Origin of the sequence: Microbacterium istanbulense, assembly GCF_037204145.1 — a bacterium.
Taxonomy (GTDB): Bacteria; Actinomycetota; Actinomycetes; order Actinomycetales; family Microbacteriaceae; genus Microbacterium; species Microbacterium istanbulense.
Genome location: NZ_JBBDGN010000007.1, coordinates 12,686 through 29,008 on the forward strand (window position 1 = coordinate 12,686; position 16,323 = coordinate 29,008).

The following is a 16,323-nucleotide window of genomic DNA, read 5'->3' on the forward strand; positions in this document are numbered from 1 at the left end:
GTCGCTCATGAGCGGCCTCCATCATCCTTGCCGCCGGTGAGGCGGTTCACGAGGAATACCAGGGCGGCGAACAGCAGCGTGATCACCGCGAGCACGACACCCATCGCGCTGGCGAGGCCGAACTGGCCCTTCTCGAAGGCGGTGCGGAACAGGTACTGGCTCATCACCAGGGTGCTGTTGCCGGGGCCGCCGGTGGCGTTCAGCGCGGCCATGTAGACGAACGCATCCAACGCCAGGATGCCGAGATAGATGTACGCCGTCTGCACGTTGTCGCGGATCAGCGGCAGCGTGATCGAGAAGATCATGCGTGCACGACCTGCGCCGTCGATGCGGGCGGCCTCGAAGGTCTCGGCCGGGATGCCCTTGATGGCGGCGATGAACAGCACCATATAGAACCCGACCATGCCCCACACGATGACGAAGATCGAGGCGCCCATGGCGGTGCGCTCGTCACCGAGCCAGGCGAACTCGTTCGTGTCGATGCCGACCAGGCCGAGCAGGCCGTTGAGCAGACCGCTGGGGGTGTAGATCTGGCCCCAGAGGATGCCGATCACGATCGCGGGAATGACGTACGGGAAGAACGACACCACACGGTAGAACGTGGAGCCCTTGAGCCCTCGCACCTGACCGCTGCTGGGACCACCCACGGTGATCATGCTGGCGAACACGAGTGCGATCGAGAGCGTGATCAACGGCACGAGGATGGCGAGCAGGATGTTGTTGCCCATCGCCTGCAGGAAAGTCGTGTCCTGGAACAACTTGACGAAGTTCTGCAACCCGATGAACGACATGTTGGGCGAGAAGCCCGTCCAGTTCGTCATCGAGTAGTAGACCGCCTGGATGAACGGCGAGATGACGAACACCAGGAAGATCACAAGCGGCAGCCCCAGGAACACGGCCACGAACGACACGAAGTCGAACGTCAGCTTCCGCCGCGGGGTGCGGGGCGTCTTGCGACGCCCCGCACGTGCGGCGGATACGGCCACGGTATCGAGTACCGCGTCCGTACCCGCGGCGCTCATTTGATCTCGATCTTCGTGATCGAGTCGTCGTTGCGGATCTTGTCGACGATCGCCTGGAGCTGCTTGGTGAGCGTGGCCACGTCCATCTTGCCGTCGAGGAACGAGTTCCAGATCGGCAGCTGGTCGGAGTTCATGCCGTAGAGGCTGGTGGACTTGATCGTGAACACGTTCGAGCCGGCGGCCTCGAGCATCTCCGACTGGGAGACGAGCGCGGTCGAGCCGAAGCCGTCGGCGGGAACGGTGCCCTTGACGATCGTCGGTGCGAGCTTCTCCTTGGCGAACGCGGTCGCGGACTCCTTGGAGAGCATGACGCGCAGCAGCTCCTTGCCGCCGGCGGGGTTCTTCGCCTTCGAGGGGACGATGAACGGCTCGCCGGCCTCGGCGCGCAGCGTGCCCTTGGGGGTCGTCTGGTTCCCGTTGAGCGGCAGCTCGGCGATGCCCTTCATGGCGAAGCCCTCGGCGGTCTGCGACTTCATCTCGTTCTCGATCCACGAGCCCGACGGGTACAGCAGCGACTCCTGGTCGTTCGACCACTGTGCCTGTGCCTCGGTGAACTGCGTGCCCGAACCACCCGGCTTGACGTAACCGGCCTGGATGAGCTCGTGGAAGATGTTCAGGATGTCCTGGATGATCGGGTTCGACCAGGCGTCCTCGGCCAGGTTCTCGATCGGGAGGCGCACGTCGTCGCCGCCCTGGATGATCGCCGAGTCCAGCACGAACGTCTGGTAGTAGGTCGCGGCCTCCTTGCCGAAGACGAAGAGGTACTTGTCCTTCGCCTTCGCCTTGGCGCCGAGGTCCTTCAGGTCTTCCCAGCTGGTGGGGACGTCCCAGCCGTTCTCCTCGAACAGGCTCGACGAGTACCACAGACCGTAGACCGTCATGACGTAGTTCAGCGCGGCGAACTTGTCGCCGTACGTGCCCGACGCCTCGACGCCGCCGAAGAGCGTGTCGCTGATCTTCTCGCCCTCGAGGTTGTTCGCCGCGAGCACGTCGGAGAGGTCCTCGAGCTGGTCGAGGATGGTGTTCCAACCGATCTGGTTGGCACCCGAGTTGTCGATGAGGTCCGGCGGGTTGCCACCGACGAAGCGGGGCTGCAGCTCCTGCGCGATCTTGGTGGAGGGGGAGACCTTGACGGTCACGCCGTCCTGCGTCTTCTCCATGAGCTTCGCAGCGTTCTCGACGTAGTCGACACCGTAGCCGCCGTTGAAGATGACCGCGTCGACCTTCGAGTCGGCGGCGACGCCGAACGGGTTGGTGTCGGTGACCTCACCGGCAGGGCCGGAGTTGCTGGTTCCGCCACCGGGGGCTGCGCAGGAAGCCAGCGTCATGCCGAACGGCAGCAGCACTGCTGCGGCAGCGGCGCCGCGCAACAGGTTGCGGCGACTGATGGATGCCTCGTTGATTTCCATCGTGTTCTTACCTTCCGTATGTGATCTTCCGTAGTGGGCGATCGGGTTTTTTCTTCGGTTTTCGTGGGCGAGCCGGCGAGCCGGTCACGCTCCCCGTCGGATGCGGCCGCGGTAGCGGTCTTCAAGGACGGAGTTGTGCTCATCGCCGCCGGGAATGTTGGCGGAGATGTACATCGGTGGGGTCTCACCGCGCGCCGCGATCGTGCGGGCCACGCCGAGCGTGAGCAGCTGCGCGATGAACGCGGCGGTCATCGAGGAGATGGCGCCGGCACCGATGCCGTCGGCCACCTCAAGGGTCGCGTCGCCGTAGGGCGCGAGGTTGTCGATGACGACATCGGCGACCTCGCTCAGTCGCTTGCCGGATGGGTGCTTGGGCTCCACACGTGCCGTGTGCTCCAGGCTGGTCACGGCGATCACGGGGTGTCCGTGCTCCTTGGCCCACAGCGCGGTGCCGACGATCGAGCCGTTCACGCCCGAGTTCGAGGCGATGAGGAACACATCGCCCTCGCCGACCGGAACCGTGGCCATCAGCTCGTCGACGACCCACGGCTCGCGCTCGAGCACACCGCTGAGCACATCGGTGCCGCGGTCGCCGTAGAGCACGATGTCGCGCAGGGTGAACCTGTTGGTCGGGATGAGCCCGCCCGCGCGGCCCGCGATCTCCATCGAGAACGCCTCCGAGTGCCCCGTTCCGAAGGCATGGATCACGCCGCCCGCATCCAGCGCGCCGACCATCAGCGCAATCGCCGGGTCCAGCGCGCCTGCCTCGGCCTCGGCAGCCAGGCGGTCGAGCCGTGAGGTGGCCTCGCGGAGCAGATCAGTGGGGGTTGCGGACATTCTCAGGCCTCCTGGGCGGGCTTGGTCGGTGCGGTGGTCTGACGATCCCGGCGATAGCCTGAGACCGCCATGGCCGTGGCGGCCAGGCGGGTGGCCGCCTCATCGAACATCTGCTGGGCCACGAGCAGGTAGAACAGGTCCACCACCAGCAGCTGCGAGTGCTTGACCGACATGTCGTCGGGACGCAGGTAGGACGCCGGCGTGGGGGTGGCGATCGCGACGTCGGCGACATCCGCCATCCACGAGTCCGCGGCGTGCGTGATCGCGACGGTGAACGCGCCGACGGCTCCCGCCTGCGCGAGCATCTCTACGGTCTGCTCGGTCTGACCGGTGCTGGAGATACCGATCGCGACCGAGTCCCCGTTCTGCAGCACCGCTGAGGCGATGCCGTCGTGCGTGTCGGACCACGCGTGCGCGCTCAAGCCGATGCGGTGCAGGCGCCGCTGCAGCTCGGTGGCGATCACAGCGCTGCCGCCGACACCGTAGATGTCGACATGCCGGCTGGTGGCGATCGCGTGCGCGGCGCGGCTGACATCTTCGAGGTCGACCCACGCCGCGGTGGTCTCGAGGCTGCGCACGTGCAGCGAGACGAGGGTGCGCAGCACCTTGTCCGGGGTGTCATCGGGGGCGAACTCCGAGCCGATATCGGCGCGCCACGTCTCATCGGCTCCGCCGCGACCCACTTCGCTCGCCACGCCCACGCGGAACTGCGTGTAGCCGTCGAAACCGATCGCGCGGCAGAAACGTGTCACGGTCGCGGGGGAGGTGCCGGCCCTCTCGGCGAGCTCGGTGATCGTCAACTCGACCGGGGCCGAAGGATGCTCGAGCACGACATCGGCGATGCGCGACATCGCAGCCGGCATCGACCGCCGGCGAGCCGCGATGCGGTTCGCGATCGTCGGCCCGTTGCCGACTTCCATGCCCCGTGGCACCATTGCCTCCTGAAACGTGTTCTCGTGCGTTTCCGCTTGGATGAAAACTATTCTCATCCGGCGCAAACGTCAACAGGGACGAATCACGAATGGATCACGACCTCACCGTCATCGGCCTCGACGCCGGTGGCACCTCGACTCGCGCGGTTCTCGTCGACAGTGGAGCCCACTGTCTCGGCTATGGAATCGGTGGTCGAGGCAACCCGACCTCGGCCGGACCGGAGCGCGCCGCAGACGGTGTGATGGACGCGATCGAAAAATCTCTCCGTGGCTCAGGAAAATCATTACCGGACGTCGCAGTGATCACGGCGTCCATGGCGGGCAAGCGCGCCAGGAACGATGAGACCTGGCTTACCGACCGGCTGGAGCAGGCCGGTTTCCGTGGACGTCTGACCTTCGAATCCGACCTGCTTGCGGCGTACTACAGCGGTTCCGCCGAGCCCTTCGGCTACGCGCTCGTCTCCGGCACCGGTGCCTGTGTCATTCGCGTCGCCGACGGGGACATCGATGGCACGGGCGATGGATTGGGCTGGCTGCTGGGTGACCGCGGCAGCGGCTTCTGGATCGGCCAGCGCGTGGCGCGCGCGGTCGTCGAGGATCTCGACGGCACGGGACCGGCCACCTCGCTCACCCCCGCACTGATCGAGGCGCTGGGTCTGCAGCCGGACGACACGCGCACGGAGGGCCGCTCCCAGACGCTGGCCCTCGTGGTCTCCGCACTGTACGACCGCGCGCCGATCGAGCTCGCCTCGTTCGCGATCCTCGCGTTCTCGGACGACGACGACCCCGTCGCCACCGGCATCCTGCGTGCGGCGGGGGAGCACCTGGCCGACACGCTCTCTGCGGTCTACACGACTCCGGCGACGGTAGTCGTGGGAGGCAGTGTGCTGGCCCGACCCGGCCCCGTGCGTGAGGCGTTCGACGCGCGCCTGGGCGATCGCGCAGCTGCACTCGACGTGCGGCTCGTCTCGGATGGCGCCGTCGGGGCGGGGTTGCTCGCGCTCCGCGCAGCGGGGGTGGCTCCGACGACCGCGGCCTTGCAGACCCTCGCGACCACGCTCGCCGCACACCGCTGAGACAGCGCCGGAGCGGGGCAGGCACGAGCCGTAGACTGGGTGACCTATGAGCCCTGAATCCCTCTCCGCCGCCGTCCTCGCCGTCCTCACCCCGATCGCGGCCGAGCGACGACCCGACGAGGAGTTCACCCTCACCGCATCCGACATCGTGCTGGATCGCCCGCGCAACCGCGATCACGGCGACTGGGCTTCGAACATCGCCATGCGCCTGGCCAAGCAGTTCGGCACGAACCCGCGCGAGCTCGCCCAGCAGATCGCCGACGGACTCGCCGAGGTCGACGGCATCGCCAGCGCCGAGGTTGCCGGCCCCGGATTCATCAACATCCGCTTGGATGCCGCGGCCGCAGGTGCGCTGGCGAAGACCATCGTCGAGGCCGGCTCCGAATACGGCACGAACAACTCGCAGGCCGGGCGCTCGATCAACATCGAGTTTGTCAGCGCGAATCCCACCGGGCCGCTGCACATCGGGCACACCCGCTGGGCGGCCCTCGGCGACGCGATCGCCCGACTGCTCACCGCTTCCGGCGCCCGCGTCGCCCGTGAATTCTACATCAACGACGCAGGTGCCCAGATGGAGCGCTTCGCGGCATCCATCGTCGCGGCCGCCCACGGCGAGCCTGCCCCCGAAGGCGGCTACAGCGGTGCCTACATCACCGACATCGCCGAGCGGGTGAAGGCCGCCCGTCCCGACTTCCTGGATCTGGATGACGCGGAGCAGCAGCTCGTCGCACGTGAACTCGGCTACGAGTACCAGCTCGCCGAGCAGCAGCAGTCGTTGTCGCAGTTCAACGTCGACTTCGACGTGTGGTTCTCGGAGCGCATCCTGCACGCCGCGGGTGCGGACGGCGGACCGAGCCTGGTCGACCGTGCGGTCGACCGCCTGCGCGAGCAGGGCCACGTCTTCGACGAGGACGACGCCGTCTGGGTCAGCACCACCGACTTCGGCGACGACAAGGACCGCGTCATCCGCCGCTCCAACGGCGAGTACACGTATTTCGCCGCCGACGCCGCGTACTACCTGAACAAGGGCGACCGCGGGTTCGAGCACAAGATCTACCTGCTCGGCGCCGACCACCACGGGTACGTGCACCGTCTGAAGGCGCTGGCCGGAGCTGCGGGGGACGATCCCGACAAGGACATCGAGGTGCTCATCGGCCAGCTCGTCTCGGTCGGCGGCGCGCGTCTGTCGAAGCGCGCCGGCAACATCATCGAGATGGACGACCTGCGTGAGTGGCTCGGCACCGATGCGCTGCGCTACTCGCTCGAACGCTACCCGGCTGATTCGCCGCTCGCGCTCGACCCCGAACTGCTGCAGAAGCGCACGAACGACAACCCCGTCTTCTACGTGCAGTACGCCCACGCGCGCACGCACAATGTGGCCCGCAACGCGGCAGACTCGGGCGTGGATCGCTCGGAGTTCGCCCCCGAGCTGCTCACCCATGAGACCGAGTCGGCGCTGCTCGGCGCGCTGCAGGAGTTCCCACGCCTGGTCGCGTTCGCGGCCGAGGTGCGCGAGCCGCATCGCATCGCCCGTTATCTCGAAGAGCTCGCCGGCCTCTACCACCGCTGGTACGACAACTGCCGCGTGATCCCGCAGGGCGACGATCCCATCCAGACCGTGCACCGCACGCGCCTGTGGCTCAATGACGCGACCGGCCAGGTGCTGCGCAACGGCCTCGCCCTGCTCGGGGTGAGTGCTCCGGAGCGGATGTGAGATGAGCGACACGCAGCCGACCGCACCGTTGCCAGAACTCGCCCCTCCGGCTGCCACCGGTACCGGACCGCGCCGCCGACGGAAGTGGCCCGCGGTCGTGCTCGTGCTGCTCGTGGTGCTGGCGGTACTGGCTGTGGTCGCCGAGCTCATCGCGCGTGCGGTCGTGCCAGGGATCGTCCGGACGACGGTCATCGAGCAACTCGACCTCCCGGCGGATCAGGAGCTGCAGGTCGAGGTCGCCGGCATCGTCGTGCCCCAGCTCATCGCCGGGCGCCTCGACGAGCTGCACCTGAGCTCGCCGAGCGTCACGCTCGGCGGCGTCACCGGCTCTGTCGACGCCACGGCGACAGGTGTGCCCGTGCGCGGGGGAGACCTCGACGCGGCTGCCGGCACGATCCGCATCGACCAGGAGCAGCTCACCGAACTGCTCTCCGCGTCCGAGTTGCCGATCGACGACGTCACCCTGCAAGAGCCCGATGTCGTCCTCTCCGCCGACGTCGAGGTGCTCACGCTGCAGATCCCGATCGGTCTCACGCTCACCCCCGGCGTGGAGGACGGCGATCTGCTCTTCTCCGTCGTCTCGGTGTCCGTCGGTGACGGCTCGATCGATCTCGGCGAGGTGACCGGCTGGTTGGAAGACACCAGCGCGGACCTCTCCGGACCGCACCGCATCTGCATCGCCGATCAGCTGCCCGCCGGGCTCACCCTGACCGGGCTGCGCATCGACGGGAACGAGGCCGTGATCGATGTCGACGTCGACGGCCGCATCGCCACCGACGAAAAGCTGCTGAAGAACGGCACCTGCTCCTGAGCTCAGTGGCCTGAGGGCGTGTGACGCTCCTCGGCGACGGCTTGCTGGGCGTTGCGCAGCGCCCTCGCACTCGCGTACGAGTCCTGCCGCGCCCGCCGAAGCCGCAGTTCGGCGACGGTGCGTGCCGAACGCTCCGCGCCGCCGTCGGTGCGCTCCTGGGCATCCGTGACGATGATGGCGCTCGTCACCAGCACCACCTGTGCTGAGAGGTTCAGCCAGATCAACAGCGCCAGCAACGACGCGAACGACGCGAGCAGCGGGTTCGCCGTCGCGCCGCGCACGAAGAGGCCGGACAGTTCCTGCAGCACGAGCAGCGCGGCCGCGCCGATCGCCGCCCCACCCCAGAGCGATCGCGCGGGCGCGCGGACGCCGGAGAGCACGCGGAAAGCGGCGGCGATGAGCACGAGGTTCAACGCGAACACCACCAGCAGCGACACCACCCGAACTGCCCAATAGACGCCGCGGGAATCCTCCGGCAGCCCGATCAACCCGGCGAAGCCCCGCACGAGCGAGCGCCCCGCGAACGTCAGGGCCGCAGAGCCCAGGAAGGCGACTCCGATCATCAGGGCCAAGGAGAGATTGCGCAGGATGACCCGCCAGCTGGCGACCTCGTCATCGAGCGTTCCGGCCATCGTCCGCATCGCGATGCGAAGGGAGCGGATCGCGCCCAGCGCCGACCAGATGAGACCGCCCAACGAGATGATGCCCGCGATCGACAGGCCGGCGGGGGCATGGATCGAGTTCGGATCGATGATGCCGTCTTTGCCGTCCTGAGCGATCAGCCCGGGGAGGGCGGCGTCGACGGCCGAGATGATCGCGTTCCAGGCCGTCTCGTTGCCCGAGAGCCACAGCGCCGCGACCGAGAACCCGAGCAGCACTCCCGCGAAAACGCTGAACAGGGCGCGGTAGGTGATCGCGTCGGCGAGGATCGACCCGTTGCGGTCATGGAACAGTAGCAGCGCGCGCACGATCCGGCGCCGCAGAGCCACCTGCAGCAGCGCTTTGGCCTTCGTCGCCAGACGACCGGGTGCGCCGTCGGCCGTGCGTCGGGATGCATCTTCCATGCCCTTACCGTAACCTCCGTCACCGACCGCGGCGATGCCGTCACCAGGACAGGAGGCGCGACGGCGGTGCCTTAGAATCGTGGGCAACCTCGCCGTGCACCACAGCCCGAGGTTCTGTCCCACGATTGGTGCTCTGTGCATTCCCCTGTCTCCGCATCCGTGCCCGAGTGGCTGGTGCTCCCCGACGACGTCAACGACCTGGTCGACGGTGTGTGGCCGGCCGCCGCGCACCGCGCTGCTGACGGTGCGCTCGTGCTCGGCGGCATCCCCGCAGCCGATCTCGTGGCCGCGTACGGCACGCCGCTCCAGGTGATCGACGAGAACGAGGTGCGCCACCGTGCGGCCGCCGTTCGATCCGCCTTCCAACAGGCGGCGGAGCGTGCCGGAACGACCGCCCGCGTCTACTACGCGGGCAAGGCGTTCATGAACAGCGCCATCGTGCGCTGGGTGCTGCAGGAGGGCCTGCGGGTCGACGTCTGCACCGGCGGGGAACTCGAAGTCGCGCTTGCGGCGGGGGCCGATCCGGCGCTGATCGGGTTCCATGGCAACAACAAGTCGGTCGCCGAGCTCGAGCGTGCCGTCGAGGTGGGCGTCGGCAGCATCATCATCGACAGCGAGATCGAGATCGAACGGCTCGCGGCGATCACCGCAGCCACCGATGCTGTCCAGCAGGTGCTGCTGCGGGTCAACAGTGGCGTGCACGCCGAGACCCATGACTTCCTCGCGACCGCCCACGAGGATCAGAAGTTCGGTGTGCCGCTCAGCGATGCCGCACCGCTCGTGGCACGGATCCGTGAGATCCCTGGACTGCGTTTCCTCGGACTGCACTGCCACATCGGATCGCAGATCTTCGGCGTCGATGGTTTCCGCGAGTCAGCCGCGCGCGTCCTCGACCTGCACGAGGAGCTGCTGGCAGGCGGCCATGTGCCCCTGCTCAACCTCGGCGGCGGATTCGGCATCGCCTACACCCGGGTGGATGACCCCACCCCGATCGACCAGCTGGCCGAGGGCATCGTGCAGGCGGTCGCCCAAGGGTGCGCCGCTCGTGGCCTTGACCTGCCGGAGCTGGCGTTCGAGCCCGGTAGGTACATCGTCGGCCCCGCCGGTGTCACCCTCTACGAGGTCGGCACGACGAAGGACGTCGTCCTCGAAGACGCGGTGCGCCGCTATGTCAGCGTCGACGGCGGCATGAGCGACAACGCGCGACCAGCGCTGTACGGCGCCCAGTACTCGGCACGTCTGGCCTCGCGGGCAGGGAGCGACGAACCCGTGCTCGCCCGCGTCGTCGGTCGCCACTGCGAATCCGGTGACATCGTCGTCGACTACGAGTATCTGCCCGCCGATGTCACCCCTGGCGACCTGCTCGCGGTACCGGTGACCGGCGCCTACTGCGCGCCGCTGTCGAGCAACTACAACCATGTGCCTCGCCCGCCGGTTGTCGCCGTTCTCGACGGCACCTCCCGGGTGATCGTTCGTGGCGAGACCCTGCGTGACCTGTTGGCCCGAGACACCGGCCTCGATGTCGGCCACCACCCTGAAGGAGCAAGATGACCGATTACCGACGACTTCGCGTGGCGCTGCTCGGCGCCGGAGCCGTGGGATCCCAGGTGGCATCCCTGTTGCTCAAGCATGGCGACGAGCTTGCCGACCGCGCGGGTGCCGCGCTCGAGCTCGCCGGCATCGCCGTGCGCGACGTGGATGCTCCGCGTGAGGTCGACCTGCCCCGCGAGCTGTACACCACCGACGCCGAGAGCCTCATCACCGGCGCCGACATCGTCATCGAGCTCATGGGCGGCATCGAGCCCGCCCGCTCCCACATCCTGCTCGCCCTCGGATCCGGCGCAGACGTCGTCACGGCGAACAAGGCGCTGCTCGCCACGCACGGCCCCGAGGTCTTCGAGTCGGCCGACCGGGTCGGCGCATCCGTCTACTACGAGGCCGCCGCCGCCGGTGCCATCCCGATCATCCGCCCGCTGCGCGACTCGCTCGCCGGCGACCGCGTGGTGCGCATCATGGGCATCGTCAACGGCACGACCAACTACATCCTCGACCGGATGGACTCCGAGGGTGCCGACTTCGCCGACGTGCTCGCCGACGCACAGCGCCTCGGTTACGCCGAGGCCGACCCCACGGCCGATGTCGAGGGCTACGACGCCGCTCAGAAGGCCGCGATCCTCGCGAGCCTCGCCTTCCACACGGCGGTGCCGCTCGAGGCGGTGCACCGCGAAGGCATCACCACGATCACCGCTGCCATGATCGAAGAGGCGCGCGACGCCGGCTTCGTGATCAAGCTGCTCGCGGTCTGCGAGCGTCTGATCGACGACGCCGCCGAGTCGATCTCGGTGCGCGTGTACCCGGCCCTCGTGCCCCGCAGCCACCCGCTCGCGTCGGTGCACGGTGCGAACAACGCGGTGTTCGTCGAGGCGGAGGCCGCCGGTTCGCTGATGTTCTACGGCGCCGGTGCCGGCGGCGTGCAGACCGCTTCTGCCGTGCTCGGCGACGTCGTCTCCGCCGCTCGCCGCCACATCGCCGGCGGCGTGGGCCAGGGCGAATCCACCAGGGCCAACCTGCCGATCGTCCCGATCGGGCACGTCACCACGCGCTACCAGATCACTCTCGAGGTCGATGACGAGCCAGGCGTGCTCGCCGCGATCGCCGGCATTCTCAGCGAAGGGGGTGTCTCGGTCGCCACGGTCGTGCAGACCGTCGACCCCGATCAGGAGGGGACTGCGCGTCTGATGATCGGCACCCACACCGCCACGGACAGCGCCCTCAGCGACACGGTCGCGCGCCTCGATGCCAGCGACGTGGTCGAGAAGGTCGTCTCGGTCCTGCGCGTCGAGGGGGAGTGACAGTGACGGTCAGCCTCTCTCCCGGCGACATGGCTGTGGTGGCGGCCGACGAGGCCCCCGTGCCCGGCGCGCTGCGTACCGTCGAGGTGACGGTGCCGGCCACGAGCGCGAACCTCGGCCCCGGTTTCGACACGCTGGGCCTTGCGCTGAGCATCTACGACACGCTCACGGTGTCGTCGTTCGCCGACGACCGTCTTGAGATCGATGTCGAGGGCTCCGGCGCCGAGGAGATCCCCACGGATGCCTCGAACCTCGTCGTCCGCTCGATCGCGCACGTCTTCACCGACGTCGGGCGGGCGCTGCCCGGCCTGCGCATCAGCGCGCGCAACGGTGTGCCCCACGGTCGCGGCCTCGGTTCGTCGGGAGCGGCGGTCACGGCCGGTGTGCTCGCGGCGAAGGGTCTGCTCGCGGGGGAGGTTGAGATCGACGATGCGGCCCTGCTGCGCCTGGCGACCGAACTCGAGGGGCACCCGGACAACGTGGCCCCGGCGCTGTTCGGCGGCCTGACGATCGCGTGGACGGGCGAGAGCGGCCCGCAGCACAAGAAGCTGCTCGTGCACCGCGGCGTCGCCCCGCTCGTGCTGGTGCCCGGTTTCACGATGTCGACGTCGCTGGCCCGGTCGCTGCAGCCCCACCAGGTTCCTCGCGAGGACGCGGTGTTCAACGTGTCCCGGTCGGCTCTGCTGGTCGCCGCGCTCATGCAGAGCCCCGAACTGCTGCTGGATGCCACCGACGACCGTCTGCATCAGGACTACCGTGGTGCGGCGATGCCCGAGACCCTGCGCCTGGTACAGGCGCTGCGCCGGGCCGGGTTCGCAGCCGTCGTCTCGGGCGCCGGCCCCAGCGTGCTCGTGCTCGCCGACGGCCCCGGAGGACGCCAGGCGGCGGTCGATCTGGCCGATGGGGTCACCGACACCCCGTGGGTCGGGCACATGCTCGCCGTCGACGTACGGGGTGGTACAGTGAGAGCACGAGCGGAGGGCTCCACGTAACCTCGTGAATCTTGCCCCATCGCATTCTGCGAGATCCGCACGTGCTCCCCAGGATCGCAGTACCCCTGGCTGGCTGACGTTTTCTCGTCTGCACGTGTGATGCGCGCAGCATTCTGCTGTGCGTGTCGGATTGCTCTGTCCCACGACATATGAGGGAGTACTCGTGGAGAACTTCTCCGAGACCCAGAACGACCAGACTCCGGCCGCTGAGGCCCCCGTCGAGGCGCCGGCCCGCAAGCGCGCTCCGCGCCGCGCGAGCAGCGCCACGGCGACCGCCGAGGCTGCCGCCGCACCCGCCGCCTCCGCGCCCGCAGGCGAGGAGGCCCCCAAGGCCAAGGCGCCGCGCCGCAGCCGTGCCAAGAAGGCCGACGCCGAGACGCAAGCAGACACCGCCGCAGAGGCAGCACCCGCCGCATCCGACGAGGCGCCCGCCGAGAAGCCGGCCCGCAAGCGCGCCCCGCGCGCGCAGGCCGCTGACGAGGCGCCCGCCGCCGAGGGCGAGGGCGACGCCGCCCCGAAGCGCCCCACGCGTGGCCGCCGCACCAAGGCGCAGGACGCCGAGGCCGCTGAGGGCGCCGCCACGGCAGGCGACGACGCGACCACCCCGGCTGACAAGCCGGCGGCAAAGAACGACAAGCCCGCTGCCAAGAGCGAGGGCGGCGAGCAGAACGACGGCGCCGCCGACAGCGACTCCGATGGCGAGGGCTCCGGCCGTAGCCGGAGCCGGAGCCGGAGCCGCAACCGCGGTCGCGGTCAGAACGCGGGTCAGGGCGGCCAGAATGAGCAGTCCTCCTCGGACGACGAGCAGTCCGGAGGCCGCACCCGCCAGCGCAACAAGCGCCGCGGAGGCAACGCCACCGCTGATGAGTTCGAGACCGAGATCGGTGAGGATGACGTGCTCATCCCGATCGCCGGCATCCTCGACGTGCTCGACAACTACGCCTTCGTCCGCACCACCGGTTACCTCGCCGGCACCAGCGACGTCTACGTCTCGCTCGGTCAGGTCAAGAAGTACAACCTGCGCAAGGGCGACGCGATCGTCGGTGCCATCAAGCAGCCCCGCGAGGGCGAGCAGCAGGGGCGCCAGAAGTACAACGCCCTGGTGAAGGTCGACTCGATCAACGGGCTCTCGCCGGAGGATGCCGGCAATCGCGTCGAGTTCGGCAAGCTCACCCCGCTGTACCCGCAGGAGCGTCTGCGCCTGGAGACCGCGCCCGAGAAGCTCACCCAGCGCATCATTGACCTCGTCGCCCCGATCGGCAAGGGCCAGCGTGGCCTGATCGTCGCGCCGCCCAAGGCTGGCAAGACCATCGTCCTGCAGCAGATCGCGAACGCGATCGCGCAGAACAACCCCGAGGTGCACCTCATGGTCGTGCTCGTCGACGAGCGCCCCGAAGAGGTCACCGACATGGAGCGCTCGGTCAAGGGCGAGGTCATCGCCTCGACCTTCGACCGCCCCGCGGAAGACCACACCACGGTCGCCGAGCTCGCCATCGAGCGTGCCAAGCGCCTGGTCGAGCTGGGCCGCGACGTCGTCGTGCTGCTCGACTCGATCACCCGCCTCGGCCGCGCGTACAACATCTCGGCTCCCGCCTCTGGCCGTGTGCTCACCGGTGGTGTCGACGCCTCAGCGCTCTACCCGCCCAAGCGCTTCTTCGGCGCTGCGCGCAACATTGAGAACGGCGGTTCGCTGACCATCCTCGCCACCGCACTGGTGGAGACCGGATCCAAGATGGACGAGGTCATCTTCGAGGAGTTCAAGGGCACCGGCAACAGCGAACTGCGCCTGTCGCGTCAGCTGGCCGACAAGCGCATCTTCCCGGCGGTCGACGTCAACGCGTCGAGCACCCGTCGCGAGGAGATGCTGCTCTCGCCCGACGAGGTCAAGATCACCTGGAAGCTGCGTCGCGCCTTGGCCGGCCTCGACCCGCAGCAGGCCCTGGAGGTCGTGCTCGGCAAGCTCAAGGAGACCGGCTCGAACGTCGAGTTCCTGCTGCAGATGCAGAACGTGCAGATGCAGAGCATGCAGAAGTCGGCCGGCGGCTCGGGCACCGGCTCCAGCCACGGGCACGAGAACAACATCCGCTGAGTCGTGTTCGAGTCGGTTCAGGCGCTCATCGACGAACACCGCCGGGTACAGGAGGAACTCTCCGACCCGGCGGTGCACGCCGATGCCGTGCGGGCAAAGCGGGTCAACCGTCGCTACGCCGAGCTGAGCCGTATCGTCGCAGCGCACGAGGCTTGGGTCGCCGCCGTGGACGACCTGGATGCCGCCCGCGAGCTCGCCCGTGAGGATGATGCGTTCGCGGCCGAGGTCCCTGCGCTCGAAGCGGGACTCGCCGAGGCACAGGAGAAGCTGCGCCGTCTGCTCATCCCGCGCGACCCCGACGACGCCCGCGACGTGATCATGGAGATCAAAGCGGGGGAGGGCGGCGCGGAATCCGCGCTGTTCGCCGCAGATCTGCTGCGCATGTACGTGCAGTACGCCGCATCCCAGGGCTGGAAGACCGAGCTGCTTGAGCGCAACGAATCCGATCTCGGCGGCTACAAAGACGTCCAGGTCGCGATCAAGGGCGCCTCGTCCGACCCCTCGCAGGGTGTCTGGGCGCACCTGAAGTACGAGGGCGGAGTGCACCGGGTGCAGCGTGTGCCTGCCACCGAATCCCAGGGCCGCATCCACACCTCGACCACCGGCGTGCTGGTGTTTCCCGAAGTGGACGAGCCCGATGAGATCGAGATCAATCAGAACGATCTGAAGATCGACGTGTTCCGCTCGTCGGGGCCCGGAGGGCAGTCGGTGAACACGACCGACTCGGCCGTGCGCATCACCCACCTGCCCACGGGCATCGTCGTCTCGATGCAGAACGAGAAGTCGCAGTTGCAGAATCGCGAGGCCGGCATGCGCGTGCTGCGTGCCCGCCTGCTGGCCAAACAGCAGGAAGAACTGGACGCTGCGGCATCTGACGCGCGCCGCTCGCAGATCCGCGGCATGGACCGTTCCGAGCGCATCCGCACCTACAACTTCCCGGAGAACCGCATCGCGGATCACCGCACCGGATACAAGGCGTACAACCTCGACCAGGTGATGGACGGTGCTCTCGCGCCCGTGATCGCCTCGTGCATCGAGGCGGATGAGGCCGAGCGCCTCGCCGCGGTGGGTCAGGACACCTGAGTCGCCCGAAGCGGTAGGCTCGGCGCGTGATCACACTCGTCTTCCGCACGCTGATCTTCGTCGTCTCCGCCGCGCTCGGCCTGATCGTCGCCGATCTGCTGCTCGAGGACTTCCGCATCGACTGGTCGCAGTGGTGGGGCTTCGTGCTGTGCGTGGTGATCTTCGCCGTGCTGCAGAGCGTGCTCAGCCCGTGGGTCGCGAAGATGGCAGACCGCTATGCGCCCGTGCTGATGGGCGGCATCGGGATCTTCTCGACGCTGATCTCGCTGATCATCGTCGTGCTGCTGCCGATCGGCGGTCTGAGCATCCGCGGGGCGAGCGGGTGGCTGCTCGGCTCGGTCATCGTCTGGCTGGTCTCGGCACTGGGCACCGTGCTGCTGCCGATGCTGTTCCTCAAGCGACAGCTGACCGACCGCAAGGACGAACGCCGGCCGTGACCGGC

14 protein-coding genes are annotated in these 16,323 nt (G+C 68.4%); 9 read left to right on the top strand and 5 right to left on the bottom strand.

The features are described 5' to 3' along the window. Window positions 1-5 precede the first annotated feature (5 nt). The 4 genes from WDU93_RS08465 to WDU93_RS08480 all read right to left on the bottom strand — a co-directional run bounded on the left by WDU93_RS08465 (window position 6) and on the right by WDU93_RS08480 (window position 4,188). Window positions 6-1,022 carry a carbohydrate ABC transporter permease gene (locus WDU93_RS08465; RefSeq protein WP_337319513.1) on the bottom strand — a complete coding sequence of 339 codons (1,017 nt, stop codon included), beginning with the start codon at window positions 1,020-1,022 and terminating at the stop codon, window positions 6-8. Continuing rightward, a complete protein-coding gene (gene ngcE / locus WDU93_RS08470; protein WP_337319515.1) occupies window positions 1,019-2,431 on the bottom strand; it encodes an N-acetylglucosamine/diacetylchitobiose ABC transporter substrate-binding protein in 1,413 nt (470 codons plus the stop codon). Before ngcE ends, WDU93_RS08465 begins: the two co-directional genes overlap by 4 nt. 84 nt (window positions 2,432-2,515) lie before the next feature. Further along, a complete protein-coding gene (locus WDU93_RS08475; protein WP_337319517.1) occupies window positions 2,516-3,268 on the bottom strand; it encodes an SIS domain-containing protein in 753 nt (250 codons plus the stop codon). A 2-nt stretch (window positions 3,269-3,270) separates the two neighbouring features. Next, complete coding sequence (locus WDU93_RS08480; RefSeq protein WP_337319519.1) at window positions 3,271-4,188, bottom strand: MurR/RpiR family transcriptional regulator; 918 nt, start codon at window positions 4,186-4,188, stop codon at window positions 3,271-3,273. Window positions 4,189-4,289: 101 nt separating this feature from the next. Here WDU93_RS08480 and WDU93_RS08485 point away from each other — a divergent pair, with 101 nt between their 5' ends. From WDU93_RS08485 to WDU93_RS08495, 3 genes are read left to right on the top strand one after another with little or no spacing between them, the layout of a single operon-like run. Further along, window positions 4,290-5,276, top strand: coding sequence for an N-acetylglucosamine kinase (locus WDU93_RS08485; RefSeq protein WP_337319521.1), 987 nt, complete (start codon window positions 4,290-4,292; stop codon window positions 5,274-5,276). 46 nt (window positions 5,277-5,322) lie between these two features. Then, window positions 5,323-6,990, top strand: coding sequence for an arginine--tRNA ligase (argS, locus tag WDU93_RS08490; protein WP_337319523.1), 1,668 nt, complete (start codon window positions 5,323-5,325; stop codon window positions 6,988-6,990). Between the two features lies 1 nt (window position 6,991). Further along, complete coding sequence (locus tag WDU93_RS08495; RefSeq protein ID WP_337319525.1) at window positions 6,992-7,801, top strand: LmeA family phospholipid-binding protein; 810 nt, start codon at window positions 6,992-6,994, stop codon at window positions 7,799-7,801. A gap of 2 nt (window positions 7,802-7,803) precedes the next feature. Here the strand turns inward: WDU93_RS08495 and WDU93_RS08500 are convergent, their stop codons facing one another. Beyond that, window positions 7,804-8,865, bottom strand: coding sequence for a YihY/virulence factor BrkB family protein (locus WDU93_RS08500; protein ID WP_337319527.1), 1,062 nt, complete (start codon window positions 8,863-8,865; stop codon window positions 7,804-7,806). A 135-nt stretch (window positions 8,866-9,000) separates the two neighbouring features. On the opposite strand from WDU93_RS08500, the gene lysA reads away from it, so the two are divergent. The 6 genes from lysA to WDU93_RS08530 all read left to right on the top strand — a co-directional run bounded on the left by lysA (window position 9,001) and on the right by WDU93_RS08530 (window position 16,318). Further along, the gene (gene lysA, locus WDU93_RS08505; RefSeq protein WP_337319528.1) at window positions 9,001-10,416 is read left to right on the top strand and encodes a diaminopimelate decarboxylase; all 1,416 of its coding nucleotides are present in this window, start codon (window positions 9,001-9,003) and stop codon (window positions 10,414-10,416) included. Then, a complete protein-coding gene (locus WDU93_RS08510) occupies window positions 10,413-11,717 on the top strand; it encodes a homoserine dehydrogenase (RefSeq protein ID WP_337319530.1) in 1,305 nt (434 codons plus the stop codon). The genes lysA and WDU93_RS08510 overlap by 4 nt, the downstream gene beginning before the upstream one ends. A gap of 29 nt (window positions 11,718-11,746) precedes the next feature. Beyond that, a complete protein-coding gene (gene thrB, locus WDU93_RS08515; protein WP_337319839.1) occupies window positions 11,747-12,709 on the top strand; it encodes a homoserine kinase in 963 nt (320 codons plus the stop codon). Between the two features lie 163 nt (window positions 12,710-12,872). Beyond that, window positions 12,873-14,798, top strand: coding sequence for a transcription termination factor Rho (gene rho, locus WDU93_RS08520; RefSeq protein ID WP_337319532.1), 1,926 nt, complete (start codon window positions 12,873-12,875; stop codon window positions 14,796-14,798). Between the two features lie 3 nt (window positions 14,799-14,801). Continuing rightward, window positions 14,802-15,881 carry a peptide chain release factor 1 gene (gene prfA, locus WDU93_RS08525; RefSeq protein ID WP_337319534.1) on the top strand — a complete coding sequence of 360 codons (1,080 nt, stop codon included), beginning with the start codon at window positions 14,802-14,804 and terminating at the stop codon, window positions 15,879-15,881. Window positions 15,882-15,907: 26 nt separating this feature from the next. Further along, a complete protein-coding gene (locus WDU93_RS08530) occupies window positions 15,908-16,318 on the top strand; it encodes a hypothetical protein (RefSeq protein ID WP_337319536.1) in 411 nt (136 codons plus the stop codon). Window positions 16,319-16,323: the final 5 nt, after the last annotated feature.

Coding starts and splice junctions, on each gene's coding strand:
- WDU93_RS08480 (WP_337319519.1), bottom strand. CDS start 4,188: ATGGAAGTCGGCAACGGGCCGACGATCGCGAACCGCATCGCGGCTCGC.
- WDU93_RS08485 (WP_337319521.1), top strand. CDS start 4,290: ATGGATCACGACCTCACCGTCATCGGCCTCGACGCCGGTGGCACCTCG.
- thrB (WP_337319839.1), top strand. CDS start 11,747: ATGGCTGTGGTGGCGGCCGACGAGGCCCCCGTGCCCGGCGCGCTGCGT.
- WDU93_RS08510 (WP_337319530.1), top strand. CDS start 10,413: ATGACCGATTACCGACGACTTCGCGTGGCGCTGCTCGGCGCCGGAGCC.
- argS (WP_337319523.1), top strand. CDS start 5,323: ATGAGCCCTGAATCCCTCTCCGCCGCCGTCCTCGCCGTCCTCACCCCG.
- WDU93_RS08500 (WP_337319527.1), bottom strand. CDS start 8,865: ATGGAAGATGCATCCCGACGCACGGCCGACGGCGCACCCGGTCGTCTG.
- ngcE (WP_337319515.1), bottom strand. CDS start 2,431: ATGGAAATCAACGAGGCATCCATCAGTCGCCGCAACCTGTTGCGCGGC.
- WDU93_RS08475 (WP_337319517.1), bottom strand. CDS start 3,268: ATGTCCGCAACCCCCACTGATCTGCTCCGCGAGGCCACCTCACGGCTC.
- WDU93_RS08465 (WP_337319513.1), bottom strand. CDS start 1,022: ATGAGCGCCGCGGGTACGGACGCGGTACTCGATACCGTGGCCGTATCC.
- WDU93_RS08495 (WP_337319525.1), top strand. CDS start 6,992: ATGAGCGACACGCAGCCGACCGCACCGTTGCCAGAACTCGCCCCTCCG.